The sequence below is a fragment of the Streptomyces sp. DSM 42067 genome (genome assembly GCF_055792885.1).
Window position 1 is genome coordinate 4,778,099 of record NZ_CM147706.1, and the last position, 22,995, is coordinate 4,801,093.

Annotated in this window: 19 protein-coding genes and 2 tRNA genes; 14 read left to right on the plus strand and 7 right to left on the minus strand. The window is 67.7% G+C overall.

The window, feature by feature from the left end:
- The first annotated feature begins 189 nt into the window (after window positions 1–189).
- From gyrB to ACSMXV_RS21935, 4 genes are all read left to right on the plus strand, one after another.
- Entirely contained in the window at window positions 190–2,289 is a 2,100-nt protein-coding gene (gyrB, locus tag ACSMXV_RS21920; protein ID WP_473173022.1) for a DNA topoisomerase (ATP-hydrolyzing) subunit B, read from the plus strand.
- A 42-nt stretch (window positions 2,290–2,331) separates the two neighbouring features.
- Complete coding sequence (gene gyrA, locus ACSMXV_RS21925) at window positions 2,332–4,923, plus strand: DNA gyrase subunit A (protein WP_473173023.1); 2,592 nt, start codon at window positions 2,332–2,334, stop codon at window positions 4,921–4,923.
- 18 nt (window positions 4,924–4,941) lie between these two features.
- Window positions 4,942–5,655, plus strand: coding sequence for a DUF3566 domain-containing protein (locus ACSMXV_RS21930; RefSeq protein WP_473173024.1), 714 nt, complete (start codon window positions 4,942–4,944; stop codon window positions 5,653–5,655).
- Window positions 5,656–5,726: 71 nt separating this feature from the next.
- Window positions 5,727–5,803 (plus strand) — tRNA-Ile (locus tag ACSMXV_RS21935).
- A gap of 535 nt (window positions 5,804–6,338) precedes the next feature.
- Here the strand turns inward: ACSMXV_RS21935 and ACSMXV_RS21940 are convergent.
- Window positions 6,339–6,665, minus strand: a complete 327-nt coding sequence (locus ACSMXV_RS21940; RefSeq protein WP_473173025.1) for a DUF6344 domain-containing protein — start codon at window positions 6,663–6,665, stop codon at window positions 6,339–6,341.
- Between the two features lie 315 nt (window positions 6,666–6,980).
- On the opposite strand from ACSMXV_RS21940, the gene ACSMXV_RS21945 reads away from it, so the two are divergent.
- Window positions 6,981–7,109 (plus strand): DLW-39 family protein, encoded by a 129-nt coding sequence (locus ACSMXV_RS21945; protein WP_003999697.1) that lies wholly within the window; start codon window positions 6,981–6,983, stop codon window positions 7,107–7,109.
- Between the two features lie 117 nt (window positions 7,110–7,226).
- Window positions 7,227–8,591, plus strand: coding sequence for a hypothetical protein (locus ACSMXV_RS21950; RefSeq protein ID WP_473173026.1), 1,365 nt, complete (start codon window positions 7,227–7,229; stop codon window positions 8,589–8,591).
- 37 nt (window positions 8,592–8,628) lie between these two features.
- On the opposite strand, the gene ACSMXV_RS21955 is transcribed toward ACSMXV_RS21950, so the two are convergent.
- Both ACSMXV_RS21955 and ACSMXV_RS21960 read right to left on the minus strand, forming a co-directional pair.
- Window positions 8,629–10,263, minus strand: a complete 1,635-nt coding sequence (locus ACSMXV_RS21955; protein WP_473179028.1) for a serine/threonine-protein kinase — start codon at window positions 10,261–10,263, stop codon at window positions 8,629–8,631.
- Between the two features lie 92 nt (window positions 10,264–10,355).
- Window positions 10,356–10,907 carry a helix-turn-helix domain-containing protein gene (locus ACSMXV_RS21960; RefSeq protein WP_181656278.1) on the minus strand — a complete coding sequence of 184 codons (552 nt, stop codon included), beginning with the start codon at window positions 10,905–10,907 and terminating at the stop codon, window positions 10,356–10,358.
- A 183-nt stretch (window positions 10,908–11,090) separates the two neighbouring features.
- On the opposite strand from ACSMXV_RS21960, the gene ACSMXV_RS21965 reads away from it, so the two are divergent.
- Window positions 11,091–11,163: transfer RNA gene (locus ACSMXV_RS21965), tRNA-Ala, on the plus strand.
- A gap of 362 nt (window positions 11,164–11,525) precedes the next feature.
- Here ACSMXV_RS21965 and ACSMXV_RS21970 read toward each other — a convergent pair.
- On the minus strand, window positions 11,526–12,233 hold the full coding sequence (locus ACSMXV_RS21970) for a DUF5324 family protein (RefSeq protein ID WP_473179029.1): 708 nt from the start codon (window positions 12,231–12,233) through the stop codon (window positions 11,526–11,528).
- A 340-nt stretch (window positions 12,234–12,573) separates the two neighbouring features.
- Here ACSMXV_RS21970 and ACSMXV_RS21975 point away from each other — a divergent pair, with 340 nt between their 5' ends.
- Window positions 12,574–13,107, plus strand: coding sequence for a peptidylprolyl isomerase (locus ACSMXV_RS21975; protein ID WP_473173027.1), 534 nt, complete (start codon window positions 12,574–12,576; stop codon window positions 13,105–13,107).
- Between the two features lie 114 nt (window positions 13,108–13,221).
- The gene (locus ACSMXV_RS21980) at window positions 13,222–14,118 is read left to right on the plus strand and encodes a rhomboid family intramembrane serine protease (protein WP_473173028.1); all 897 of its coding nucleotides are present in this window, start codon (window positions 13,222–13,224) and stop codon (window positions 14,116–14,118) included.
- Window positions 14,119–14,373: 255 nt separating this feature from the next.
- On the opposite strand, the gene crgA is transcribed toward ACSMXV_RS21980, so the two are convergent.
- Window positions 14,374–14,628 (minus strand): cell division protein CrgA, encoded by a 255-nt coding sequence (gene crgA, locus ACSMXV_RS21985; protein ID WP_181864666.1) that lies wholly within the window; start codon window positions 14,626–14,628, stop codon window positions 14,374–14,376.
- 142 nt (window positions 14,629–14,770) lie between these two features.
- Between crgA and ACSMXV_RS21990 the strand changes: the two genes are divergently transcribed.
- The 5 genes from ACSMXV_RS21990 to ACSMXV_RS22010 all read left to right on the plus strand — a co-directional run bounded on the left by ACSMXV_RS21990 (window position 14,771) and on the right by ACSMXV_RS22010 (window position 19,520).
- Window positions 14,771–15,550, plus strand: coding sequence for a DUF881 domain-containing protein (locus ACSMXV_RS21990; protein ID WP_473173029.1), 780 nt, complete (start codon window positions 14,771–14,773; stop codon window positions 15,548–15,550).
- A 22-nt stretch (window positions 15,551–15,572) separates the two neighbouring features.
- Window positions 15,573–16,313: a class E sortase gene (locus tag ACSMXV_RS21995; protein ID WP_473179030.1), complete on the plus strand. Its 741-nt coding sequence runs from the start codon at window positions 15,573–15,575 to the stop codon at window positions 16,311–16,313.
- 210 nt (window positions 16,314–16,523) lie between these two features.
- Window positions 16,524–17,162 (plus strand): aminodeoxychorismate/anthranilate synthase component II, encoded by a 639-nt coding sequence (locus ACSMXV_RS22000; RefSeq protein WP_473173030.1) that lies wholly within the window; start codon window positions 16,524–16,526, stop codon window positions 17,160–17,162.
- Window positions 17,159–18,658, plus strand: a complete 1,500-nt coding sequence (locus tag ACSMXV_RS22005) for a class E sortase (RefSeq protein WP_473173031.1) — start codon at window positions 17,159–17,161, stop codon at window positions 18,656–18,658. Before ACSMXV_RS22000 ends, ACSMXV_RS22005 begins: the two co-directional genes overlap by 4 nt.
- A gap of 127 nt (window positions 18,659–18,785) precedes the next feature.
- Window positions 18,786–19,520 carry a class E sortase gene (locus ACSMXV_RS22010; protein WP_473173032.1) on the plus strand — a complete coding sequence of 245 codons (735 nt, stop codon included), beginning with the start codon at window positions 18,786–18,788 and terminating at the stop codon, window positions 19,518–19,520.
- A gap of 119 nt (window positions 19,521–19,639) precedes the next feature.
- Here the strand turns inward: ACSMXV_RS22010 and ACSMXV_RS22015 are convergent, their stop codons facing one another.
- Window positions 19,640–20,701, minus strand: a complete 1,062-nt coding sequence (locus tag ACSMXV_RS22015) for a restriction endonuclease (protein ID WP_473173033.1) — start codon at window positions 20,699–20,701, stop codon at window positions 19,640–19,642.
- Window positions 20,702–20,920: 219 nt separating this feature from the next.
- A complete protein-coding gene (pknB, locus tag ACSMXV_RS22020; protein ID WP_473173034.1) occupies window positions 20,921–22,921 on the minus strand; it encodes a Stk1 family PASTA domain-containing Ser/Thr kinase in 2,001 nt (666 codons plus the stop codon).
- Between the last annotated feature and the right edge of the window lie 74 nt (window positions 22,922–22,995).

Below are 22,995 nucleotides of genomic sequence, written 5' to 3' on the forward strand. Positions count from 1 at the left end.
ACCGGTTCAGGGCGGCACATGCGGACTCAGGTACCGGCAAACCCCCATCACCGTCGGCGCTACCGGTAGACTGGGTGAGAATCCCGCCCCGCTTGCGGGGACCGAACGGGCAAAGCTGAGCAAGAGCTGAACAAGGCTTACCACCGCATCACGCCGCAGCCGCTCCGGCCGCCACCGGGAGCTTGGCTTGTGCTGTGCCAGAAAGGGCGCTTCGTGGCCGATTCCGGCAACCCCAACGAGAACATTCCGTCCACTGCCGCCGGCGCGTCCGGCGAGATGCCCGCCGGGGTGCCCAACGTGGCCCCCGGCGAGGCAGGCTCGTCGTACGACGCCAGCGCCATCACCGTCCTCGAGGGTCTGGACGCGGTCCGCAAGCGCCCCGGCATGTACATCGGCTCGACCGGTGAGCGCGGACTCCACCACCTCGTGTACGAGGTCGTCGACAACTCGGTCGACGAGGCCCTGGCCGGGCACGCGGACACGATCGACGTGACGATCCTCGCCGACGGCGGTGTGCGAGTCGTCGACAACGGCCGTGGCATCCCGGTGGGCATCGTCCCCTCCGAGGGCAAGCCGGCCCTCGAGGTCGTGCTGACCGTGCTGCACGCGGGCGGCAAGTTCGGCGGCGGCGGGTACGCGGTCTCCGGCGGTCTGCACGGTGTCGGCGTCTCCGTCGTGAACGCCCTGTCGAGCAAGGTCTCCGTCGAGGTCAAGACCGACGGCCACCGCTGGACGCAGGAATACAAGATGGGCGTCCCGACGGCCCCGCTCGACAAGCACGAGGCGACGGACGAGACCGGCACGTCGGTGACCTTCTGGGCCGACCCGGACATCTTCGAGACCACCGAGTACTCCTTCGAGACGCTCTCGCGGCGCTTCCAGGAGATGGCGTTCCTCAACAAGGGTTTGACGATCAAACTCACCGACGAGCGCGAGTCGGCGAAGGCCACATCCGGGGCGGACGAGGCGGGCGCGGACGAGACCGCCGAGGTCAAGACCGTCACGTACCACTACGAGGGCGGCATCGTCGACTTCGTGAAGTACCTCAACTCCCGCAAGGGAGACGCGGTGCACCCCACAATCATCGACCTCGAGGGCGAGGACAAGGACAAGAGCCTGTCCCTCGAGGTCGCGATGCAGTGGAACAGCGGCTACACCGAGGGCGTGTACTCCTTCGCCAACATCATCCACACCCACGAGGGCGGTACGCACGAGGAGGGCTTCCGTGCAGCGCTGACCTCGCTGATCAACAAGTACGCGCGCGACAAGAAGCTGCTGCGCGAGAAGGACGACAACCTCACGGGTGACGACATCCGCGAGGGTCTGACCGCGATCATCTCGGTGAAGCTCAGCGAGCCGCAGTTCGAGGGCCAGACCAAGACCAAGCTGGGCAACACCGAGGCGAAGACCTTCGTCCAGAAGGCCGTCTACGAGCACCTCAACGACTGGCTTGACCGCAACCCCAACGAGGCCGCGGACATCGTCCGCAAGGGCATCCAGGCGGCCACCGCGCGCGTGGCGGCCCGCAAGGCCCGCGACCTCACCCGCCGCAAGGGCCTGCTGGAGAGCGCCTCGCTGCCCGGCAAGCTCAGCGACTGCCAGTCGAACGACCCCACCAAGTGCGAGATCTTCATCGTCGAGGGTGACTCCGCCGGCGGCTCGGCCAAGTCCGGCCGGAACCCCGAGGTTCAGGCCATCCTGCCCATCCGCGGCAAGATCCTGAACGTCGAGAAGGCGCGGATCGACAAGATCCTGCAGAACCAGGAGATCCAGGCGCTGATCTCGGCCTTCGGCACCGGAGTCCACGAGGACTTCGACATCGAGAAGCTCCGCTATCACAAGATCATCCTGATGGCGGACGCCGACGTCGACGGCCAGCACATCAACACGCTGCTGCTGACCTTCCTGTTCCGCTTCATGCGCCCCCTGGTCGAGGCCGGTCACGTCTTCCTGTCGCGCCCCCCGCTGTACAAGATCAAGTGGGGCAGGGACGACTTCGAGTACGCGTACTCGGACCGCGAGCGCGACGCGCTGATCGAGCTCGGCCGCCAGAACGGCAAGCGCATCAGGGACGACTCGGTCCAGCGCTTCAAGGGCCTCGGCGAGATGAACGCCGAGGAGCTGCGCATCACCACGATGGACCAGGAGCACCGCGTCCTCGGCCAGGTCACCCTCGACGACGCCGCCCAGGCCGACGACCTGTTCTCGGTCCTGATGGGCGAGGACGTCGAGGCGCGCCGCCAGTTCATCCAGCGCAACGCCAAGGACGTCCGCTTCCTCGACATCTGAGTCGGTCACCGCTGACCGCACCAGGAAGGATCTTCACCAGCAATGGCCGACGAGAACATTCCGAGCATCCCCGAGGACGAGGGTCAGACGCTCCGCGTCGAGCCCGTCGGGCTCGAGACCGAGATGCAGCGCTCGTATCTCGACTACGCGATGTCCGTGATCGTGTCGCGCGCGCTGCCCGACGTACGGGACGGCCTCAAGCCCGTCCACCGCCGTGTGCTGTACGCCATGTACGACGGCGGGTACCGGCCCGAGCGCGGCTTCTACAAGTGCGCCCGCGTCGTCGGCGACGTCATGGGCAACTACCACCCGCACGGTGACTCCTCGATCTACGACGCGCTGGTCCGCCTAGCGCAGCCGTGGTCGATGCGGATGCCGCTGGTGGACTCCAACGGCAACTTCGGCTCTCCGGGCAATGACCCGGCGGCCGCCATGCGCTACACCGAGTGCAAGATGGCGCCGCTGTCCATGGAGATGGTCCGCGACATCGACGAGGAGACCGTCGACTTCACGGACAACTACGACGGCCGTTCCCAGGAGCCGACCGTCCTGCCGTCCCGCTTCCCGAACCTGCTGATCAACGGCTCGGCGGGCATCGCGGTCGGCATGGCCACCAACATCCCGCCGCACAACCTGCGCGAGGTCGCGGCGGGCGCCCAGTGGTACCTGGAGAACCCGGAGGCCACGCACGAGGAGCTGCTCGACGCGCTGATCGAGCGGATCAAGGGCCCCGACTTCCCGACCGGCGCCCTGGTGGTCGGCCGCAAGGGCATCGAGGAGGCGTACCGCACCGGCCGCGGCTCCATCACGATGCGTGCGGTCGTCGAGGTCGAGGAGATCCAGGGCCGCCAGTGCCTGGTGGTCACCGAGCTCCCGTACCAGGTCAACCCGGACAACCTCGCGCAGAAGATCGCCGACCTCGTCAAGGACGGCAGGATCGGCGGCATCGCCGACGTCCGCGACGAGACGAGCTCCCGCACGGGCCAGCGCCTGGTCATCGTGCTGAAGCGCGACGCGGTCGCCAAGGTCGTCCTGAACAACCTCTACAAGCACACCGACCTGCAGACGAACTTCGGCGCCAACATGCTGGCGCTCGTCGACGGCGTGCCGCGGACGCTCTCGCTGGACGCGTTCATCCGCCACTGGGTGACGCACCAGATCGAGGTCGTCGTCCGCCGTACGAGGTTCCGGCTGCGCAAGGCCGAGGAGCGCGCCCACATCCTGCGCGGTCTGCTCAAGGCGCTCGACGCGATCGACGAGGTCATCGCCCTCATCCGGCGCAGCGACACCGTCGAGATCGCGCGCGAGGGCCTGATGGGCCTGCTGGAGATCGACGAGATCCAGGCCAACGCCATCCTCGAGATGCAGCTGCGCCGGCTGGCCGCCCTGGAGCGCCAGAAGATCGTCCAGGAGCATGACGAGCTCCAGGCGAAGATCACCGAGTACAACGCGATCCTGGCCTCGCCGATCCGCCAGCGCGGCATCATCAGCGAGGAGCTCACCGCGATCGTCGAGAAGTACGGCGACGACCGCCGCTCCAAGCTGATTCCCTTCGACGGTGACATGTCCATCGAGGACCTGATCGCCGAGGAGGACATCGTCGTCACGGTCACCCGCGGCGGCTACGTCAAGCGCACCAAGACCGACGACTACCGCGCCCAGAAGCGCGGCGGCAAGGGTGTCCGCGGCGCGAAGCTCAAGGAAGACGACATCGTCGACCACTTCTTCGTGTCGACCACGCACCACTGGCTGCTGTTCTTCACCAACAAGGGCCGCGTATACCGGGCCAAGGCCTACGAACTCCCGGACGCCGGACGCGACGCGCGCGGTCAGCACGTGGCGAACCTGCTGGCCTTCCAGCCGGACGAGACGATCGCACAGATCCTCGCCATCCGGGACTACGAAGCGGCGCCGTATCTGGTGCTCGCCACCAAGGGCGGCCTCGTCAAGAAGACCAGCCTCAAGGACTACGACTCCCCGCGCTCGGGCGGCGTCATCGCCATCAACCTCCGCGAGACCGCGGACGGTTCGGACGACGAGCTGATCGGCGCCGAACTGGTGTCGGCCGAGGACGATCTGCTGCTCATCAGCAAGAAGGCCCAGTCGATCAGGTTCACCGCAACGGACGAAGCGCTGCGCCCGATGGGCCGCGCCACTTCGGGCGTGAAGGGCATGAGTTTCCGCGAGGGCGACGAACTGCTCTCGATGAATGTTGTCCGTCCCGGTACGTTCGTGTTCACTGCCACCGACGGTGGGTACGCGAAGCGGACCGTCGTCGACGAGTACCGCGTCCAGGGCCGTGGCGGCCTCGGTATCAAGGCCGCCAAGATCGTGGAGGACCGCGGTTCGCTCGTCGGAGCGCTGGTGGTCGAGGAGACCGACGAGATCCTCGCCATCACGCTGGGCGGCGGCGTGATTCGTACGCGAGTCAATGAGATCAGGGAGACGGGCCGTGACACCATGGGCGTCCAACTGATCAACCTGGGCAAGCGCGACGCCGTGGTCGGCATCGCACGTAACGCCGAGGCCGGTCGTGAGGCCGAGGAGGTCGAGGGCGCAGACGCCGTCGACGAATCGGCCGGCAACGCAGCGGCCGTCGGTACGGACGAGGGCACGGAGTCCACGGCCGAGTAGCACGAGGAGTGAGCCAGCGTGAGCGGAGCCACGAGCGCCGGAGCGAACGACACCGGAGCGGACGGCGCCCGTGGCCCCGCCACCGACTCGGCAGACTCCCATGACTCTCATGGATCCCAGGGGGGAACTGTGACGGATACCCGAGGACCGGGGACTCAGCAGTACGACGGATATGCGCCCGGCCCGGACGGGGCGGCAGGCCAGGCCGGCGGTCCCGTCGGCCCGCTGCCGGGGGAGCAGGGGGCCCCCCAAGCCCACCAGCAGCCTCCCCAGCCGTACCAGCCGCCGCAGGCGTATCAGGCGCCCGCGCCTGCGACCGAGGCCGTCCGCCGGCCCCGGACCGGGGCGCGGACGATGCCGCGTACACGCAAGGCACGGCTGCGGGTGGCCAAGGCCGACCCGTGGTCGGTGATGAAGGTGAGCTTCATGCTCTCCATCGCGCTGGGCGTCTGCACAATCGTTGCCGCAGCCGTGCTGTGGATGGTCATGGACGCCATGGGGGTCTTCTCCACGGTGGGCGGCACGATCGCCGAGGCGACGGGCTCCAACGAGTCCAACGGCTTCGACCTGCAGGCGTTCCTCTCGCTTCCGAACGTCCTGATGTTCACGTCGATCATCGCGGTGATCGACGTGGTCCTCGCCACGGCGCTGGCGACGCTCGGCGCCTTCATCTACAACCTCTCCGCGGGCTTCGTCGGCGGTGTCGAGCTGACCCTCGCCGAGGACGAGTAAGGCCGTCCGATTACCGATTTTGGGACTGGCCGCGTCGTGCGCTAATCTTCAGAGGTCAGCGCGCAGCGCGCGGGGCTATAGCTCAGACGGTTAGAGCGCTTCCCTGATAAGGAAGAGGCCACAGGTTCAAGTCCTGTTAGCCCCACCACCGATAAGACCCTCAGTCGATCACGACTGGGGGTCTTTGACGTTCGTGGTCCTGTTGTCGTCTGCCGTGTGGCTCTGCTTCGGGCTTCTGCCTCGGACCGCGGGACGGCTTGTGCTGCGTCGCGTGCTGCGATGCGGCGCGTGCTACGAGCGTCGCGTTCTACGAGGCTTGGGCGGAAGGCGGGAAAGGCGGGGGACCGGCGGAGATCGAGCACGCCGGGGCTCTGCTGGTGGAGCGCTTCAGAGTCTTTGGGCGGGTACGAGCTGCGCCGCGTACCGCGTGGAGCTGGATGAGTCATTGCTGCCGTGATGCCTTGAGTACCGCGTGATGCCTTGAGTACTGGGTGGTGCCTTGGCTACTACGTGGTGCGTTGGGTCATGCATGGCGCCTTGGCTACTACGTGGTGCCTTGGGTCCTGCATGGTGCCTTGGGCTGCATGGTGCGTTGGGTACCACGTGATGCCGTGAGTACTGGGTGATGCATTGGGTACTGCCGCGATGTCTTGTCCTGCGATTCGTCTGTGCCTGTGAGGGCTTCAGAGAGTCGGGGCTTCTGCCACATTCGCTGTGCCTGTCGCGGAGGCGTCGAGGGCCGGCAGACGGCGGCAGGTGGGTGAGGAGCCGTGGGCCTCGGCGTGGATGCGCTGCTTCATCGTGGGCGGCAGGGCCCCGACGTGCGGCGGCCTCCAGTGGACCGCGCGGGGCGCCGGTGCCGTCGCGTCCGCCTTGCCGTTGCAGGATTCCGTCGGCTGCTGTACGGGGGCGGCCGCGGTGGCCGCCGTGGTGAAACCGAGTGCGGCGAGCACCGCGAGGAAGGCGGAAATGATGAGGGTCCACAGGTTGACGACCTTGTTGGCGGCCATGATCTCTCCCATTCGGGTCGGGCGATTTGCGTACTTTCCTCATGATGTGTATGACGGGCGAAGAGTGGTGGACCGACGCCCATGGCGCATCGATCTTCGGATGAACACCACCCGGATGGATGCATGTGGATGGAAATGTCCCCAAGAGCGGTGAAAGTACCAGCATGTAAAGGGTGATCGGCGGGGCTCCGCCCGGTTCGACTGCTGGATTCCGGGCGGCAGTTGAGGGCCGACGCAGGTCACCGATCGATATCGGTCGGTGTGTATAGTCGGGCGCCAGAGGTCCCCTACGTCAAGGAAAGACGAGGTCGCGCGGTGAAGAAGCTTCTCCTGGTCGCACTGGCCGCCATCGGCGGACTCCTCGTGTACCGCCAGATCCAGGCGGATCGCGCCGAGCAGGATCTGTGGACGGAGGCGACTGACTCCGTGCCCACGGGTTCGTGAGTATCCCTGGCAGTCTCTTCACGGGCCCCGGTCACATGATGGCCGGGGCTTTGTGCTGCCGGGTTCGGTCAACCCGCTTCACTTGAGTGAATCTTTTGCTTGCTGATGCAAATGGCGATGGGTGACGAGGGGTGGTGCGTGATGGGGCGGCGCTACAGCAGGTCGCTGGTCGCTGCGGGAGCTGCGCTGGGCGCTCTGGGCTCGCTCTGCGTAGCGGCCGTATTTCCTGTGGTGCCCGCCTCGGCGGCTAGCGCTCCTCCGCATCCGTATGCCTTCGACGACGATGCGACGAAGGTCGCGGGCACCGCCAGCAATACGGATGCCGAGAGGCTGCAGCCCGGCACGACGTACAGGAGCTCCCTCCCGCGCGACGAAGTCAAGTTGTACTACCGCCTTCAACTCGACGCCACGTCCAACGCCTACGTCTCCGTCACCGCCGTACCCAAAGCGACCGCGCAGGTCGTGAACACGGACGGCATCAAGGTCTCCGTACAGGACAGCGATGGCCGCACCTGTTCGTTCGGTGAAGAGCGGTTCGGCGCCGCCGAGAGTACGCGGCCCATCGCCGCCTGGGCCTCACGCGATATCGAACCCGGCGAGGTCACCTGCCAGGAGGCCGGCACGTACTACGTGCTCGTCGAGCGCACCGGCATCTCCCGGTCGACCCCGGAGGACTGGGACCTCGAGCTTCAGTACGCATCCGAGCCCGCTGTGAAGCAGAGCGGTGAGATGGAGCCTCCCGAGGTCTGGGACTCCGCCTCACCTCAGCCGCCCGACGCTGAGCCGAAGCCCCGTAAGGGCGGAGCCGGTTTCAGTGAGGCGCGCGGAGTGGCGCAGGGCGTCTGGAAGGACGAGATCGAGGCCGGGGAGACGCTCTTCTACCGCGTGCCGGTGGACTGGGGGCAGCAGCTCTTCGCCACCGCCGAGCTGGGCAGCGCCAGCGGGGGCGACGGATATGCGGGCAACGCCCTCGTCATGACCCTGTACAACCCGGTGCGAGGCTACGTCGCCGATACGGGCACCGGGTACGACGGCGAGCAGAAGTCGACCGCCCTGGACCCGCTGCCTCCGGTCGCGTACGAGAACCGCTATGACCGCGACGACCAGGTGAACGGGGTGCGGTTCGCCGGCTGGTACTACCTGGCCGTCCACCTCGACCCCGAGGTCGCCGAGAAGTTCGGCCAGGAGCCTCTCGGGCTGACTCTGAGCGTGGCGGTACGGGGAGCGGCGCAGGCCGGACCCGAGTACGCGGGGTCCCCTCAGCCCGCCGGCGCGTTCAGCGTCACGGAAGGGGACAAGGACGCGGCGGAGAGCGGGGAGACGGAGGACGAGGCCGCGCGCGGCGACACCATGAAGCTGGTGGCTGCCGGCGGTATCGGCACGGGGACCGTGCTCGTGTTGTTCCTCGGGTTGTGGACGGTCGTTGCGCGGCGGCGGGCGGCAGGGGTTTCCCGGGCGCAGCGGGAGTACGGGACGCCGTGAAGGGCCGGGCCGGTGGCCAGGCCGGGGCGGTTCGTGATCACATCTGGGTCAGCGCCCAGATGCCCACGGCGAAGCAGATCAACGCGACCGCCAAGACGGGGATCGCCACCTTCGCCGGCGGGCCCGGACGCCGGGTGGGGAGCTGGGGCGGTGCGTACGGCAGCTGATCGGCTCCCGGGGTGGTCCCCGGGAGGTAGGGGTTGGCAGGGGTGTAACCGTGAGCGGATCCGTGCGCGGACCCATGAGCGGGGACTCCCGGGACCGGAGCCGTGTACGAACGAGTGGGCGCGGTATCCCGCTGGACCGAGGCTGTCGGACTCCCCGAGAGGTCGATGGGAGCCGTAGGCGGCGCTGAAAGGCCTGGCAGGGGGCTCGATGGTGAACTCGGGGCTGGGCTCGCCTGCGGTGGTGGAGCGAGCGGGAAGCTGCCCGTCTCCGACATCGAGGGGTGATGCCCGCCCGCGACTTCCGCGTCGGGGGACGCCGGTACGGCCGGTCCAGCGGGAGTGACCGGCTCGGAGCCGGGGTCGGCCTCGGGGGTGACGAGCGCCTCGGAGGCGCCCGCGTCGAGGAAGGCAGCAGCGGGAGTTTCGGCGTGCGAGAAAGCCTCGGAGGGAGGCACTGCCGGTCCTGGGCCCATGGTCGGTCCGGTGGTCACGGCCGGTCCCGGGCTGACGGTCGGGCCGGTAGTCACGGCCGGTCCCGGGCTGACGGTCGGGCCGGTAGTCACGGCCGGTCCGGGGCTGACGGTCGGGCCGGTGGCCACCGTCGGCTCGGATCGAGGTGCCTTCGTGACGGGCCCGTCGGGGCCGAATCCCGGTGGGAGCGACCCAAGTTGGTCGAAGACCTCGATCAGCTCGTCGTCCGGCCCGGGCTCGGGCAGCATCTCGGCGGCGGAGGCCAGCGCTTTGCGCGCCCCCGTGGCCGTACGGAACCGCGCCTGCGGATCCGGCTGCAGCAGATTCGCCACGACCTGCCAGAGGGGCTCGGGGATGCCCTGCGGTGCGTGCGGGATGCCCTGCGCCCTGAAGCGCTCGACGAGCGCCTTGGCGTCCGGCTTGGCTCCCTGCAGCAGATACAGGGCCACCAGGCCGACCGCATAGAGGTCGGAGGGGAAGTCGGGTTCCGCGCCCAGCAACTGCTCGGGCGCGAAATACCCGGGCGTCCCCACCACGAAGTCCGTCTCGGTGAGCCGCGGCTCACCCTTGCGCATCGAGATGCCGAAGTCCGACAGCCGTAGGTGCGGCCGCTTGGTGCCGGTCGCCTCGAGCAGGATGTTGGCGGGCTTGATGTCGCGGTGCACGACCCCCTCGGCGTGCACCGCGGCGAGCCCCGACAGCAACTGGTCGAGCAGAGTGCAGACATAGGCCGGCGGCAGCGGGCCGTAGTCGCCGATCAGGTGCGCCAGCGAGCCGCCGCCGACCAGGTCCATGGTGAACAGGACCTTGTCGTCGTCGGCGGCCCAGCTGACGGGAGCGAGCACGTGCGGGTGGTCGATCCGCAGCGCCTGCTCGCGCACGAAGCGCAGCAGCGTGTGCGCATCGCTCTGCTGCAGGACCTTGGCGGCCACATACCGGCGCCGCCGGTGATCCCAGGCACGCCAGACCGCCCCGACTCCCCCGCGTCCGATCGGATCGGCCAGTTCGTACCGCCCGGCGAAGATCTCACCCATCGTCGTGCCCAGCTCCCGGTTCGGCGGTCCCGGCGGCCCGGCCGCCGGTTGAGCGGCCTTGGGGAAGTGCACCCGCACTTCCCCGAGGCCGCTCAGCTCTGATGCGCCTGGTAGTGGGCGACGGCGTCCGCCGTGCGTCCGGCGCCGTACACGCGCAGGAACTCTGCCAGCTCCGGATGGGCCGGGGCGAGCATGTCCGCGGCCTCGATGATGTCGCCGGCGGCGGCGACCGAGCGCAGCAGGGACTGGATCTCGCGGACGACACGCTTGACCGTGGGCGCGCCTGAACTGGACGTGGTCTGCGAGGTGTTGGTGCTCAGCACGGAGCCCCCCTGGGACCTCTTGATCTCGTCCATGCGCTCGGTCGCCTCGGCGGCGCTCACGCTGCCGTCCGCGACCTGGCCGGCCAGCTCCTGCAGCAGTTGGACCCGCTGGACCACCGCCGGATTGCCGATCTTGGCGCGCTGGCCGCTCATCAGCTGGGACAGCATGGGCGCAGAAAGACCGAGCACCCCCGCGAGCCGCGCCTGGTTGAGGCCCAAGTCGTCGATCAGCCTACGGAAGAGCGCCCCCAACGGCTCTCCGTACCAGTTCCGCTGCAGCTCCCGTGCTCTTGCGGTCGCTTCCTGCTGTGCGGCATCCATTGCGTCTCCCCATCGCTTCCCCAAGTACCGCGCGGTTCGCTGCTGCGAACCACGTCGAGCATCTTACGAAGCGGGATCGTGGACGGGGAGCCCCAATCCTTTTGCGAGATCCCGGGGGTTACCCGGTACTCTGGTCCCCGGTGCCTGCCGGAAGGTGTTTCTTCCGGTGGATGCATCGCCTTCGGGGCCTTAGCTCAGTTGGTAGAGCGCTGTCTTTGCATGGCAGATGTCAGGGGTTCGACTCCCCTAGGCTCCACAACGACAACAGGCGACGCCTCCCGCGAACAGCGCGGGCGGCGTCGCCTTCGTCGTTCTGCATCCTGTGACTCTCGCGACTTTTGTTGCGACTTTTATGCCGAATCCATGGCCGTCCTTTGCGCAAACCGCAGGCAAAGCGCTGGCCGAGTGTCATGTCAGGGGTGGCGCAGGCGACGCCGGGTGAGGGGTGGCGCTGGGCCAGAGAGCGATGCCGTTGGTGGAGGGCGCTGGGCCAAAGAGGGATGCTGTTGGGTGGAGGGCGCTGAGCCGAAGGGGTCGGATCGAGCGCATCGAGGTTTCACGTGAAACGCTGTCGGGCGGGAGACCGGCTGGTCTCCCGCCCGACAGCGTTCGTGGCGCTCAGTCGCGCTCGTTGCGCTCGGCTGCCTCCGCTTCGGCCTGCTTCGCCTGCACGTCGGGGTCGAGCTGGCTGCTGCCGTCCACCGAGCTCAGCGCACCGCTGTCAGACACTTCGGTGGCAGCCGGCGGCTCGACCAGCCAGTCGGGGTTGGCCTGCTTGTCCCACCACTTCCAGGCGGCGAAAGCGCCGCCGGCGAGCGTGGCGAGCAGAGCGAGACCCTTGGCGAACCGCCCGGCCTTCGCCCGACGCTCGTGCTTGCGCACCAGCTTCTGGATGTCCTTGGCGGAAATCTGACCGCGCAGCGCGGCCAGCGCAGCCACACTGCGAGCGGCTGCTTCCTCACGGACGGGCTGGGCCGCGGCGACGGCCTGCTCGATACGCGGCCTCGAATAGACGGCGGCCTGGCGGGCTGCCCGGCGAGTGCGGACGGCGGCCTCATGAGCCGCGTAGTCGACCTTGGGTGGCACATGGGTGCGTGCCTGTTCCAGACGCGGCGCAACATGTGAGCCGTACTGGGCACGGGCCTGTTCCGCCGCTTGCTGTGCGGCGTGCGACACCTTCGGCGCGAGTCGTACACGTGCCTCGTGTGCGTAGTGCGCGGCCCGGTCCTTGGCCGTGTCGGCGTAGGGCGCCACCACTTCCGCGGCGTGCAGCACGCTCTCCTTCGCCGAGCCGGTCGCGGCGCGCACGCTGTCGATGCGGGTCACGGGATCCTCCTCCTCGGTGGCGTACAGGTATTTCACCTTTCCACCCTTATCGGGATCATGCCTGTCGGAAGGCTCCGCGGCATGCGAGGGCGGGCATCCGGGTCATCAGCGATGACTCAGGGAATTCAAGAGCAATACGGTGCAAGGGGAGCTTGCCGACGACAATGCCACGGATCCCGGCATGACGCGCCCCTTCGGCTTCTACTAGGCCGTGTTTCCCCGGTAAAGAGGTGTAGTCCGGCAGGTTGGGGTGCGACGACGCACGGACCAACCGTGCGAAGACGGCAGAGACCATCCATGCGAGGATCGGAGGGTCACAGAGGACAACGGAAGGCAGATCGTGGCTGAGCAGCTTTACGCCACCCTGAAGACCAACCATGGCGACATCGAGGTGCGGCTGCTGCCGAACCATGCGCCGAAGACGGTCAAGAACTTCGTCGAGCTCGCCCAGGGCGAGCGGGAGTGGGTCCACCCGGCGACCGGCAAGAAGTCCACCGACAGGCTCTACGACGGTACGGTCTTCCACCGGGTGATCAGCGGTTTCATGATCCAGGGCGGTGACCCCCTGGGGAACGGCACGGGCGGCCCCGGCTACCAGTTCGAGGACGAGTTCCACCCGGACCTGGCCTTCGACAAGCCGTACCTGCTGGCCATGGCCAACGCCGGTCCTGGCACCAACGGCTCGCAGTTCTTCATCACCGTGGCGCCGACCGCCTGGCTGACCCGCAAGCACACCATCTTCGGCGAGGTCACCGACACGGCCAGCCAGAAGGTCGTGGACGCCATCGCCGCCGCCCAGACGAACCCGCGCACCGACCGCCCGGTCAACGACGTCGTCATCGAGTCGGTCGTCGTGGAGACCCGCCAGGGCTGAGCCCACGGGATCCCGCGGGTGCGCCCCAAAGGGACCCGCAGGGAACCAAACGCCCCGCCCGTCCGTAAGGATGGGCGGGGCGGTGCGTTGTGTACGGAGAACGAGGGGAATCCCATGGACCAGGCGCCAGGCAATCCCAAGGACCCGCAGGGTGCCCAGAGCCTGCCCGGCTGCTACCGGCACCCGGACCGGGAGACGGGCATCCGGTGCACCCGCTGTGAGCGCCCGATCTGCCCGGAGTGCATGGTCAGCGCCTCGGTCGGATTCCAGTGCCCCGACTGCGTACGCGAGGGCTCGGGCACGGGCCATGCCCCGGACGCGAACCAGCCGCGCACCATCGCCGGTGGCACGGTCGCGGCGGACCCGCGCATGGTCACCAAGCTCCTGATCGGACTCAATCTCGCCGTCTTCTTGGTGCAGCTCTCGGTCGGTGACCGGTTCACGGACAGCTTCGATCTGATCGGGCGTGCCTATGTCCCCGTGCTCGGATCACTCGAGGGCGTTGCGGACGGGCAGTGGTACCGGCTGCTGACGGCGATGTTTCTGCACGGCAGTCTTATCCACATCGCCTTCAACATGCTCAGCCTCTGGTGGATCGGCCCGCCGCTGGAGGCCGCGCTGGGCCGCGCGCGCTATATCGCTCTGTATGTGGTCTCGGGACTGGCGGGCAGCGCTCTGACCTATCTCCTCGCCGCCCCGAACCAGCCATCGCTCGGCGCGTCCGGTGCCATCTTCGGGCTGTTCGGCGCGACCGCCGTTCTCATGCGGCGGCTGAACTACGACATGCGGCCGGTCATCGCGCTGCTGGTGATCAACCTGGTCCTCACGTTCACATGGGCCAACATCGCGTGGCAGGCCCACGTGGGAGGACTCGTCGGCGGTGTCGTGGTCGGTTACGCCATGGTCCACGCGCCTCGCGAGCGCCGGACGCTGGTCCAGTACGCGACCTGTGCGGTGGTGCTGGCCGTGTCGCTGGTGATCGTGCTGATGAGGACTGCGCAGCTCACTTGAGCCGCAGTTGTCCACAGCGTGTGGCTGATCCTGTGCATGCCGTGGGGAACGAGTGTGCCCCTTGTCGCTGACCTGGGTTTTCGCAGGAAGGACAAGGGGCGAACAGACGTCCGAAGGGTGGTAGGTCAGTCACACCGGCAGCAAAACCGGTGGGTTATCCACAGATCTTCTGACCTTTTCCCCCGCTGTGGACAGTGCTGTGGATAACTCAGTGGATAGCTGGGGGCAGAGCCTCGGGCCGAGGCTGGGGCCGAGCTATTTCCACTGGGTGGAGACGCCGAACCCCGCCGCGATGAAGCCGAAGCCCACAACGATGTTCCAGTTGCCGAGGGCGTCGATCGGCAGCGAGCCGTCGGTCACATAGAAGACGACGATCCAGGCGAGACCGAGCAGGAACAGCGCCAGCATCACCGGAGCCACCCAGGCGCGGCTGGTCAGCTTGATGTTCGTCGCCTGCTTCGACGGCGGCGGCGTGTAGTCGGCCTTCTTGCGGATACGTGACTTCGGCACGAGGGTCTCTCCTGTCGATGCGCTGCGTGGCCGCGCAAGTGAACTGGGCTGGCCCTGGGGCAGCGTACAAGGGGAAACTGAGCGCTCCCCCGGGCGTCCGTTAGCGTAGTCCTTCCGCGGCGCCGTAAGGAGTAAGGGTACGTTGAGCAATTCTGCCGACTCCCCGGGGACTCAATCCAGTCCCAGTCGTACATCACGGTGGCGACCTGTGCGGTTGCTCACGATTGCCGTCTTTGCTCTGGCCGGACTGATCTTCTTCACCAGCTTCAACACCGCCAAGGGCACCAACATCCGCACCGACGCGTCCTTGCTGAGGCTCTCCGACCTCATTCAGGAGCGCAGCCACAGGAACGGTGAGCTCGACGAGTCGAACAGCTCGCTGCGCGAGGATGTCGAGTCGCTGGCCGAACGGGACGACGGCAGCACGAAGGCCGAGGACGCCAAGCTGGCGGCGCTGGAGGAGAACGCCGGCACCAAGAAGCTCCGCGGCCAGGCCCTCTCCGTCACCCTCAACGATGCCCCGACGAACGCCACCGCGAAGCTCCCCGGCTACCCGGAGCCCCAGCCCAACGACCTGGTCATCCACCAGCAGGACCTGCAGGCCGTCGTCAACGCCCTCTGGCAGGGCGGAGCCAAGGGGATCAAGGTCATGGACCAGCGGCTGATCTCCACCAGCGCTGTGCGCTGTGTCGGCAACACCCTGATCCTCCAGGGCCGCGTCTACTCCCCGCCCTACAAGGTGACCGCGGTCGGCGACCCGGAGAAGCTGCAGAACGCTCTCACGGCCTCTCCCGAGATCCAGAACTACATGCTGTACGTCAATGCGTACGGTCTCGGGTGGAAAGTCGAGGAGGAAGGGTCGGTGACTCTTCCCGGCTATTCGGGCACAGTGGATCTCCATTACGCGAAGCCTGTGGAGTAGCGCCCGGAGGTCGATGGTGTCGGTGCGAGTGATCGTCAGGACGTTCAGCGAACTGTGCATCACCGTCGGCGCCCTGATCGTGCTCTTCGTCTGCTACACGCTGTTATGGACCGGTGTGCAGGCCGACGGTGCCATGGACGACCAGATCGACCAGTTGCAGGACGGGTGGGCCCAGGGCTCGCTCCCAGCACCGACACAGACCGGGGCCGCTGAGGACAAGGGCACTGACGCCGCCCCGGACAGGAACGGCGGCCAGGAACAAGAGCCCGCGGCCGCCGAGCCGAAGCTCTACAAGGACGGCAAGCCCTTCGCCGTCATGTACATCCCGCGCCTTGGTTTCACGTGGAACAAGCCCGTGCTCGAAGGCACCAAGACCGAGACGCTGAAACGGGGCCTCGGCCACTACGCCGGCACCGCCCAGCTCGGCCAGAAGGGCAACTTCGCCGTCGCCGGCCACCGCCGCACCTACGGCGATCCCTTCAAGGACTTCCCCAGGCTGCGCCCCGGCGATGCGGTGGTCCTGACCGACGGCACGACATGGTTCACGTACCGCATCGACACCAAGCCGTACAAGACACTGCCCAGCGACATCGCCGTGATCGATCCCGTGCCGCGCAAGTCGGGATACGACGGGCCGGGGCGCTACCTCACGTTGACGACCTGTGAGCCGGAGTGGGGCCACAGCCACCGGTTGATCGTCTGGGCCCATCTCGACGCCACCCAGCCTGTGGAGGCCGGGAAACCGAAGGCGTTGCGCCGTTAGGCTGGTGCCGTACGGCGTGAGTCTGGTGCCGTGGTGCGACGGAAGGGACGGCATGTACGGCTGGATCTGGCGGCATCTGCCAGGAAACGCATGGGTGAGGGCACTGATTTCGCTGGTGCTGATCCTCGCTGTGGTCTACGTCCTCTTCCAGTACGTCTTCCCCTGGGCCGAGCCTCTGCTCCCCTTCAACGATGTGACGGTGAACGGCCAGTGAGCGCACGCATCCTCGTCGTCGACAACTACGACAGCTTCGTCTTCAACCTGGTCCAGTACCTGTACCAGTTGGGCGCCGAGTGCGAGGTCCGCCGCAACGACGAGGTCTCCACGTCCCATGCGCAGGACGGCTTCGACGGCGTACTGCTCTCGCCCGGCCCCGGAGCGCCCGAGCAGGCGGGTGTGTGCATCGACATGGTGCGCCACTGTGCCGCGACCGGCGTGCCCGTCTTCGGCGTCTGCCTCGGTCTGCAGTCGATGGCCGTGGCGTACGGCGGCGTGGTGGACCGCGCGCCCGAGCTCCTGCACGGCAAGACGTCGCTTGTCGAGCACGAGGGCAAGGGCGTGTTCGCCGGACTTCCCTCGCCCTTCACCGCGACCCGCTACCACTCGCTGGCCGCCGAGCCGGCCACGATCCCGGACGAGCTGGAGGTCACGGCCCGTACGCAGGACGGCATCATCATGGGCCTGCGCCACCGTGAACACCGGGTGGAGGGCGTGCAGTTCCACCCCGAGTCCGTGCTGACGGAGCACGGCCACCGCATGCTCGCCAACTGGCTGGTCGAGTGCGGCGACCCGGGCGCGATCGAGCGATCGGCCGGGCTCGCCCCGGTGGTGGGCAGGGCCACAGCGTGACGGCGCTGCGCCCCGAGCGCGACGGTGCCCCGTACGACGAGTACGACGAGTACGCGTACGGGGGCGCCCAGGCGTACGACGGCGCCGACGCGTTCGAGGCGGCCGTGGATCAGCTGGCCGACCCGCTGAGCGATCCATTGCCGGGGCAGCACGCGCTTCGTGGCGAATCCCATTCGTCCCCCTGGTTCCGCGTAGCGCAGAGCCCGGAACCGCCGTCAGCCGACCAGCAGGAGTGGCACGCCTCGGGAGACGACCCACTGGGGTACGCGAACGACTGGCACGGGTCGCAGGTGCTGCCGTCTCAGCCCTCGTACGAGGAGCAGGCGGGCTCGTACGGGCAGGAGGCATACGCCCAGCCCTATGCGGGGCCGCAGGACCCCTCGGCCGCGGCTCCGGCGCCGTCTCCGCGCGCCACTCCCGCTGCTGCCGCCGGACCGGTTTTACCGCCGGACGACGGCGCGTCTGTGGGCGCCGATGGCGAGACTGTGGGCCTGCGCATCCCGCACCCGCGTCCGGTCCTCGACGACGAGACGGTGGGACTGCGCACGGAGGACACCCGTCGAGCTGCGACCGGCGGAGCCGACGGCGCGCTCTTGGCAGGGAGCGCACAGGGGGCAACGGCCGGAGCCACTGCCGCCCTGCCTCCCACAGAGGGCCGGGCGGCCCGCCGCCGCGCCGCCAAACGCGGAGGCGGCCGGCATTCGGCGGCCTCCCGGACCACCTCCCAGGAAGCAGCCTCCCAGGGGGCATCGGACGACGCAGCCGAGGCCGCGTCCAAGCCCCTCACCCGGCTCGAGGCGCGCCGGGCGGAGCGGGCCCAGAAGCCGAGCCCGGCGGTGCTGGCCAGCCGCGCGCTCGGCGAGGTGTTCATCACCACCGGCGTACTGATGCTGCTCTTCGTCACCTACCAGCTGTGGTGGACCAACATCCGCGCCCATCAGCAGACCGATGACGCGGCCCACACCCTGAAGGACGACTGGGCGAACGGAAAGCGGAAGCCGGGGGCGTTCGAGCCGGGCCAGGGCTTCGCGATCATGCACATCCCCAAGCTGGACGTCGTCGTGCCGATCGCCGAGGGCATCGACAAGCAGACGGTTCTCGACCGCGGCATGGCCGGCCACTACGGCAAGGACAGCATCCCGACGGCGATGCCGAACGCCAAGACGGGCAACTTCGGAGTGGCCGGGCACCGCAACACACACGGCGAGCCGTTCCGCTACATCAACCGCCTCCAGCCCGGCGACCCGATCGTGGTGGAGACCCAGGACGCATACTACGTCTACAAGATGGCGAGCATCCTCCCGCAGACCTCGCCGAAGAACACGAGCGTCCTCGACCCGATCCCGAGAGGGTCCGGCTTCACCAAGCCGGGCCGCTACATCACCCTCACCACCTGCACCCCCGAATTCACCAGTACCTACCGGATGATCGTCTGGGGCAAGATGGTCGAGGAACGGCCGCGCAGCAAGGGGAAGCCCGATGCGCTCGTCGAGTAGCCGAGGGGGCCGTGGCCGACGTACCACCACCGCATGCGCAGCCGACCGATGCGTAGGCGATGATGCATGCGCTGCAGCAGACACACGAGTTGCCTTCACCAGCACCTGATACAGACGGGGCAGATCAGTGGTAGCCACGACCGACCGCGACGAGCGCACCGGGGCGCCCGCGCCCGCACGACGACGCCGGGCCTCGGGCCGCATCGCCACAGCGGTCAGCGTCTTCGGTGAGCTCCTCATCACCGCGGGCCTCGTCCTCGGCCTCTTCGTCGTCTACTCGCTGTGGTGGACCAACGTCGTCGCGGACCGTGCGGCGGACAAAGAGGGCAACAAGGTGCGCGACACCTGGTCGAAGGACACCGGCCCGGGCGCCCTGGACACCAAGGACGGCATCGGCTTCCTGCACGTACCGGCGATGAAGAACGGCGAGGTGCTCGTCAAGAAGAGCACCTCCCCGAAGGTCCTGAACGACGGCGTCGCCGGCTACTACACGGACCCGGTGAAGTCCGCCCTGCCTCAGGACGCCAAGGGCAACTTCTCGCTGGCCGCGCACCGCGACGGGCACGGCGCGAAGTTCCACAACATCGACAAGATCAAGAAGGGCGACGCGATCGTCTTCGAGACCAAGGACAAGTGGTACGTGTACAAGGCGTACGCGATCCTGCCCGAGACCTCGAAGTACAACGTGAAGGTCCTGAGCCAGGTCCCCAAGGAGTCGGGCGTGAAGAAGGCCGGCCGCTACATCACGCTGACGACCTGCACGCCCGTGTACACGTCCACGTACCGCTACATCGTGTGGGGCGAGCTGGAGAGGGTCGAGAAGGTCGACAGCGAGAGGACGCCGCCGGAGGAGTTGCGCTAGCGAGATGGTGAGAATGGCAAGTTGCTTATGTCGAGAGTGACTTGCTGTCACTCTCGACATGAGCCGGGCCCGAAGCCGCAACTTCCCTTTGCGGCTTCGGGCCCTTTCCTGTGCGGTGCCTATCGCAGCGCCTTGAGGCGCACTCCGGCGCTCCACGCCTCCAGTTCGTCACGGTTCACGGTGATGACCCCGCTCAGGTCTGCGATCGCTTGGGCCTCCCTACTGAATTCGCAGGTGGCGATGAACAGAGCGACATCCACGCGGTCAACGGCGCGTGCGGCACCGGCGAACTTCTGCATGTCGGCGCTTGGCACGGACCAGCGGCCGGTCCGGTTCTTGCACTGGACGGCGACGGTGCGTCCGTCAGCTGTGCGCGCGGTGATGTCGATACCCCGATCGCTGCGTGCTTGTCGTACCACGACGTCGGTACAACCGTCCCGGTGTAGCAGGTCGGCGACATGGCGCTCGAACGCCTGCCAGGTCATTGCTTTGATGGAGGCCCTGACCTGGTCCGTCGGTTCCTCTCCTTCCAGGCTGCGGATTCGCCGGTGGTGCCAGCACAACTTGCGCTCGACGTTCTCGATGTCCTCGCGGAGCGCGATGAGCTCGCGGCGGTGTTCGCCGGAGGTGGCGATCAGGGCGTTGAACATCGGGACGACGGTCTTGCCGAGGATGTGGGTGATGCGCTGGTCGATGCGGTCGTCGAGGGACGGTACGGCTTCGTGAGCGTGGACGTCCGCCCTGTCGACAGGGGGGTCCACAGGGCGGATGCGTACTAGGTACTCCATATCGAGGAGGTACGTGCGCACCTGACGGGCGACATCGCTGTCGCGCAGGAGCATGGCGACATTCAGGACGGATCGGCGCGACCAGATGGCCAGGCTAGAGCGGGGTTGTGGATAACCGCTGTGATAGGAACTCAAGTTGAGTTCCTTAAATTCTCGCAGCTCAGGACCGCGAAGTACTCGCAGTCCGTTGGACTCAAGCTCCTGCCTGTGACGACTGAGCAGGTTGTTGATCACTGTTTCGGCGACCTCGAAGTACGCCGCGACCATCGCCGTCGTCACATGCATGCCGTCGGGCAGCAGCGACAGCGCCTTCACCCTGTCGAGCACTTCCGTGCGGTCCAGCACGCTGGCACGCAAAGTCTGCGATTCCAGCAAAGCCGATTCGTTGATCACTCTCTGCCCCTTGTCACTCGTGTCGTGGCCGAGTGGCCAGGGCAGAGATCTGATTCCCCATCCCACCCGATCAACGAGTCGTGAAATCTGAAGACACGACTGGGTGCCGGGGTGCGATTGGGGTAGAGCCCAGGCAAAGCGGACGCCGCCGGCTGAGTTGCGCTAGCCGGCGGCGTCCGTGGGCGCCCTGTGCGGGCGTTCAGGCGGTGCTGAGGAGGGTCAGTACTCCTCGTCGCGGGTGGCCGTGCCCGTGGGGCCTCCGAAGAAGCCTCCGTTGCCGTTTCCGCCGTTGCCGCCCTGGTCTGCGGTGACCAGGCTGACCGCGGAGCCCTTGGCGACCTGGCTGTCGGGCTGCGGGTTCTGGCCGAGGACGGTGGCGTTGTCGTCCTGGGAGCCGGTGACCGTGACAGTCAGGCCGAGGCCTTCGAGGGTCTTCCTGGCGTCCTTGAGTGTCATCTGGGTCACGTTCGGGACCGTGACAACCTCCTGCGAGGGCGCCTTGGCGATCTGGATCGTCACCGCCGAGCCGGGGTCGACCGAGCTGCCCTTCGCCGGGATCGTCTGGATGACCTTGCCCGCCTCGACGGTGGTGCTGTCGACATCGGTGCAGTTGCCCGTGAGGTCGTTGTCCTCCATCTGCTTCTTGGCCTCGTCGCAGGTCTTGCCGGTCACGTCGGGGACGGTGGTCTGCTCCTTCTCCTTGGCCACCTCGAGCGTGATGGTGCTGCCCTTCTCCCGCTCACTGCCCGGGTCGGGGTCCTGGCTGAGAACGGTGCCGGGCTTCTGCGAAGACTCGGTCTGCTCGGTCTCGACCTCGAAGCCCTTCCGCTCGAGCTGCTCCGTGGCCGCCTCGACGTCCTTGCCGATCACGTTCGGCACGGCGACCTTGGGCGCACCCTTGGACACGACCAGCGAGACGGTGTCGCCCTTGTTGACCTGGGTGCCGGCCTTCGGGTCCTGGCTGCAGACGCTGCCCTTCGGCTGGTTCTCACATTCCTTCTTTGTGATGTCCAGCTTCAGATCGACGTTCGTCGCCATCTTCTCGGCGTCGCTCTGCGTCTCACCGACGAAGTTCGGGGCCTTGAAGGGTTCGTTGCCGGCGTCGGTGCTGCTGAACGCCCACTTCCCGATCAGGATCGCCCCGACCAGCACCAACAGGCCGGCCACGACCAGCAGGATTGTGGAGGTGTTGTTCTTCTTCTGGCGGCGGCGGTCCGGGCGCTCGTCGTAGCCGTAGCCGCCGCCGTCGTCGGGGTTCACGGGAGGCATCATCGACGTCTGGCCGACGCCGCCGCCCTGCGGGCGCAGCATCGCCGTCTGCTGGTCGTCCGGGTGGCCGCCGTAGCCGACCGCACCCAGGGCCGCTGTGGCCGCGACGGGCTGGCCGTCGAGGCAGGCCTCGATGTCGGCGCGCATCTCGTCGGCGGACTGGTAGCGGTAGTCGGGGTCCTTGACCAGTGCCCTCAGGACGATGGCGTCCATCTCGGGCGTGATCTCGGGGTCGAAGACGCTCGGCGGCTGCGCCTCCTCCCGTACGTGCTGGTACGCGACCGCGACCGGCGAGTCGCCCACGAACGGGGGCCGGACGGTCAGCAGCTCGTACAGCAGGCAGCCCGTCGAGTACAGGTCGGAGCGGGCGTCGACCTGCTCGCCCTTGGCCTGCTCCGGGGAGAGGTACTGGGCGGTGCCGATGACGGCGGCGGTCTGCGTCATCGTCATTCCGGAATCACCCATCGCACGGGCGATGCCGAAGTCCATCACCTTGACCTGGCCGTTGCGCGTCAGCATGACGTTGGCCGGCTTGATGTCGCGGTGGACGATCCCGTTGCGGTGCGAGTACTCCAGGGCCTGGAGGATGCCGATGGTCATCTCCATGGCGCGCTCGGGCAGCAGCTTGCGCCCGGAGTGCAGGAGTTCCCTCAGCGTCGACCCGTCGACGTACTCCATGACGATGTACGGGATCGAGACCCCGTCGACGTAGTCCTCGCCCGTGTCGTACACCGCGACGATCGCGGGGTGGTTGAGCGAGGCGGCCGACTGGGCCTCCCGGCGGAAGCGGGCCTGGAAGGACGGGTCGCGCGCGAGGTCGACCCGCAGCGTCTTCACCGCCACGGTGCGGCCGAGCCGGGTGTCATGCGCGAGGTACACCTCGGCCATGCCACCACGGCCGAGCACCTGGCCCAGCTCGTACCGGCCGCCGAGGCGACGCGGCTCTTCCATAGCTACCTACCAGCCCTCTCCGTCGGTCCCGACCGCACCCATGTGTGGTCCGGCGGTGTGCTGTCCGGGCATAC

Coding starts and splice junctions, on each gene's coding strand:
- ACSMXV_RS21940 (WP_473173025.1), bottom strand. CDS start 6,665: ATGGCCGCCAACAAGGTCGTCAACCTGTGGACCCTCATCATTTCCGCC.
- ACSMXV_RS21955 (WP_473179028.1), bottom strand. CDS start 10,263: ATGGGTGAGATCTTCGCCGGGCGGTACGAACTGGCCGATCCGATCGGA.
- ACSMXV_RS21950 (WP_473173026.1), top strand. CDS start 7,227: ATGGGTGACGAGGGGTGGTGCGTGATGGGGCGGCGCTACAGCAGGTCG.
- gyrA (WP_473173023.1), top strand. CDS start 2,332: ATGGCCGACGAGAACATTCCGAGCATCCCCGAGGACGAGGGTCAGACG.
- ACSMXV_RS21960 (WP_181656278.1), bottom strand. CDS start 10,907: ATGGATGCCGCACAGCAGGAAGCGACCGCAAGAGCACGGGAGCTGCAG.
- ACSMXV_RS21980 (WP_473173028.1), top strand. CDS start 13,222: ATGGACCAGGCGCCAGGCAATCCCAAGGACCCGCAGGGTGCCCAGAGC.
- pknB (WP_473173034.1), bottom strand. CDS start 22,921: ATGGAAGAGCCGCGTCGCCTCGGCGGCCGGTACGAGCTGGGCCAGGTG.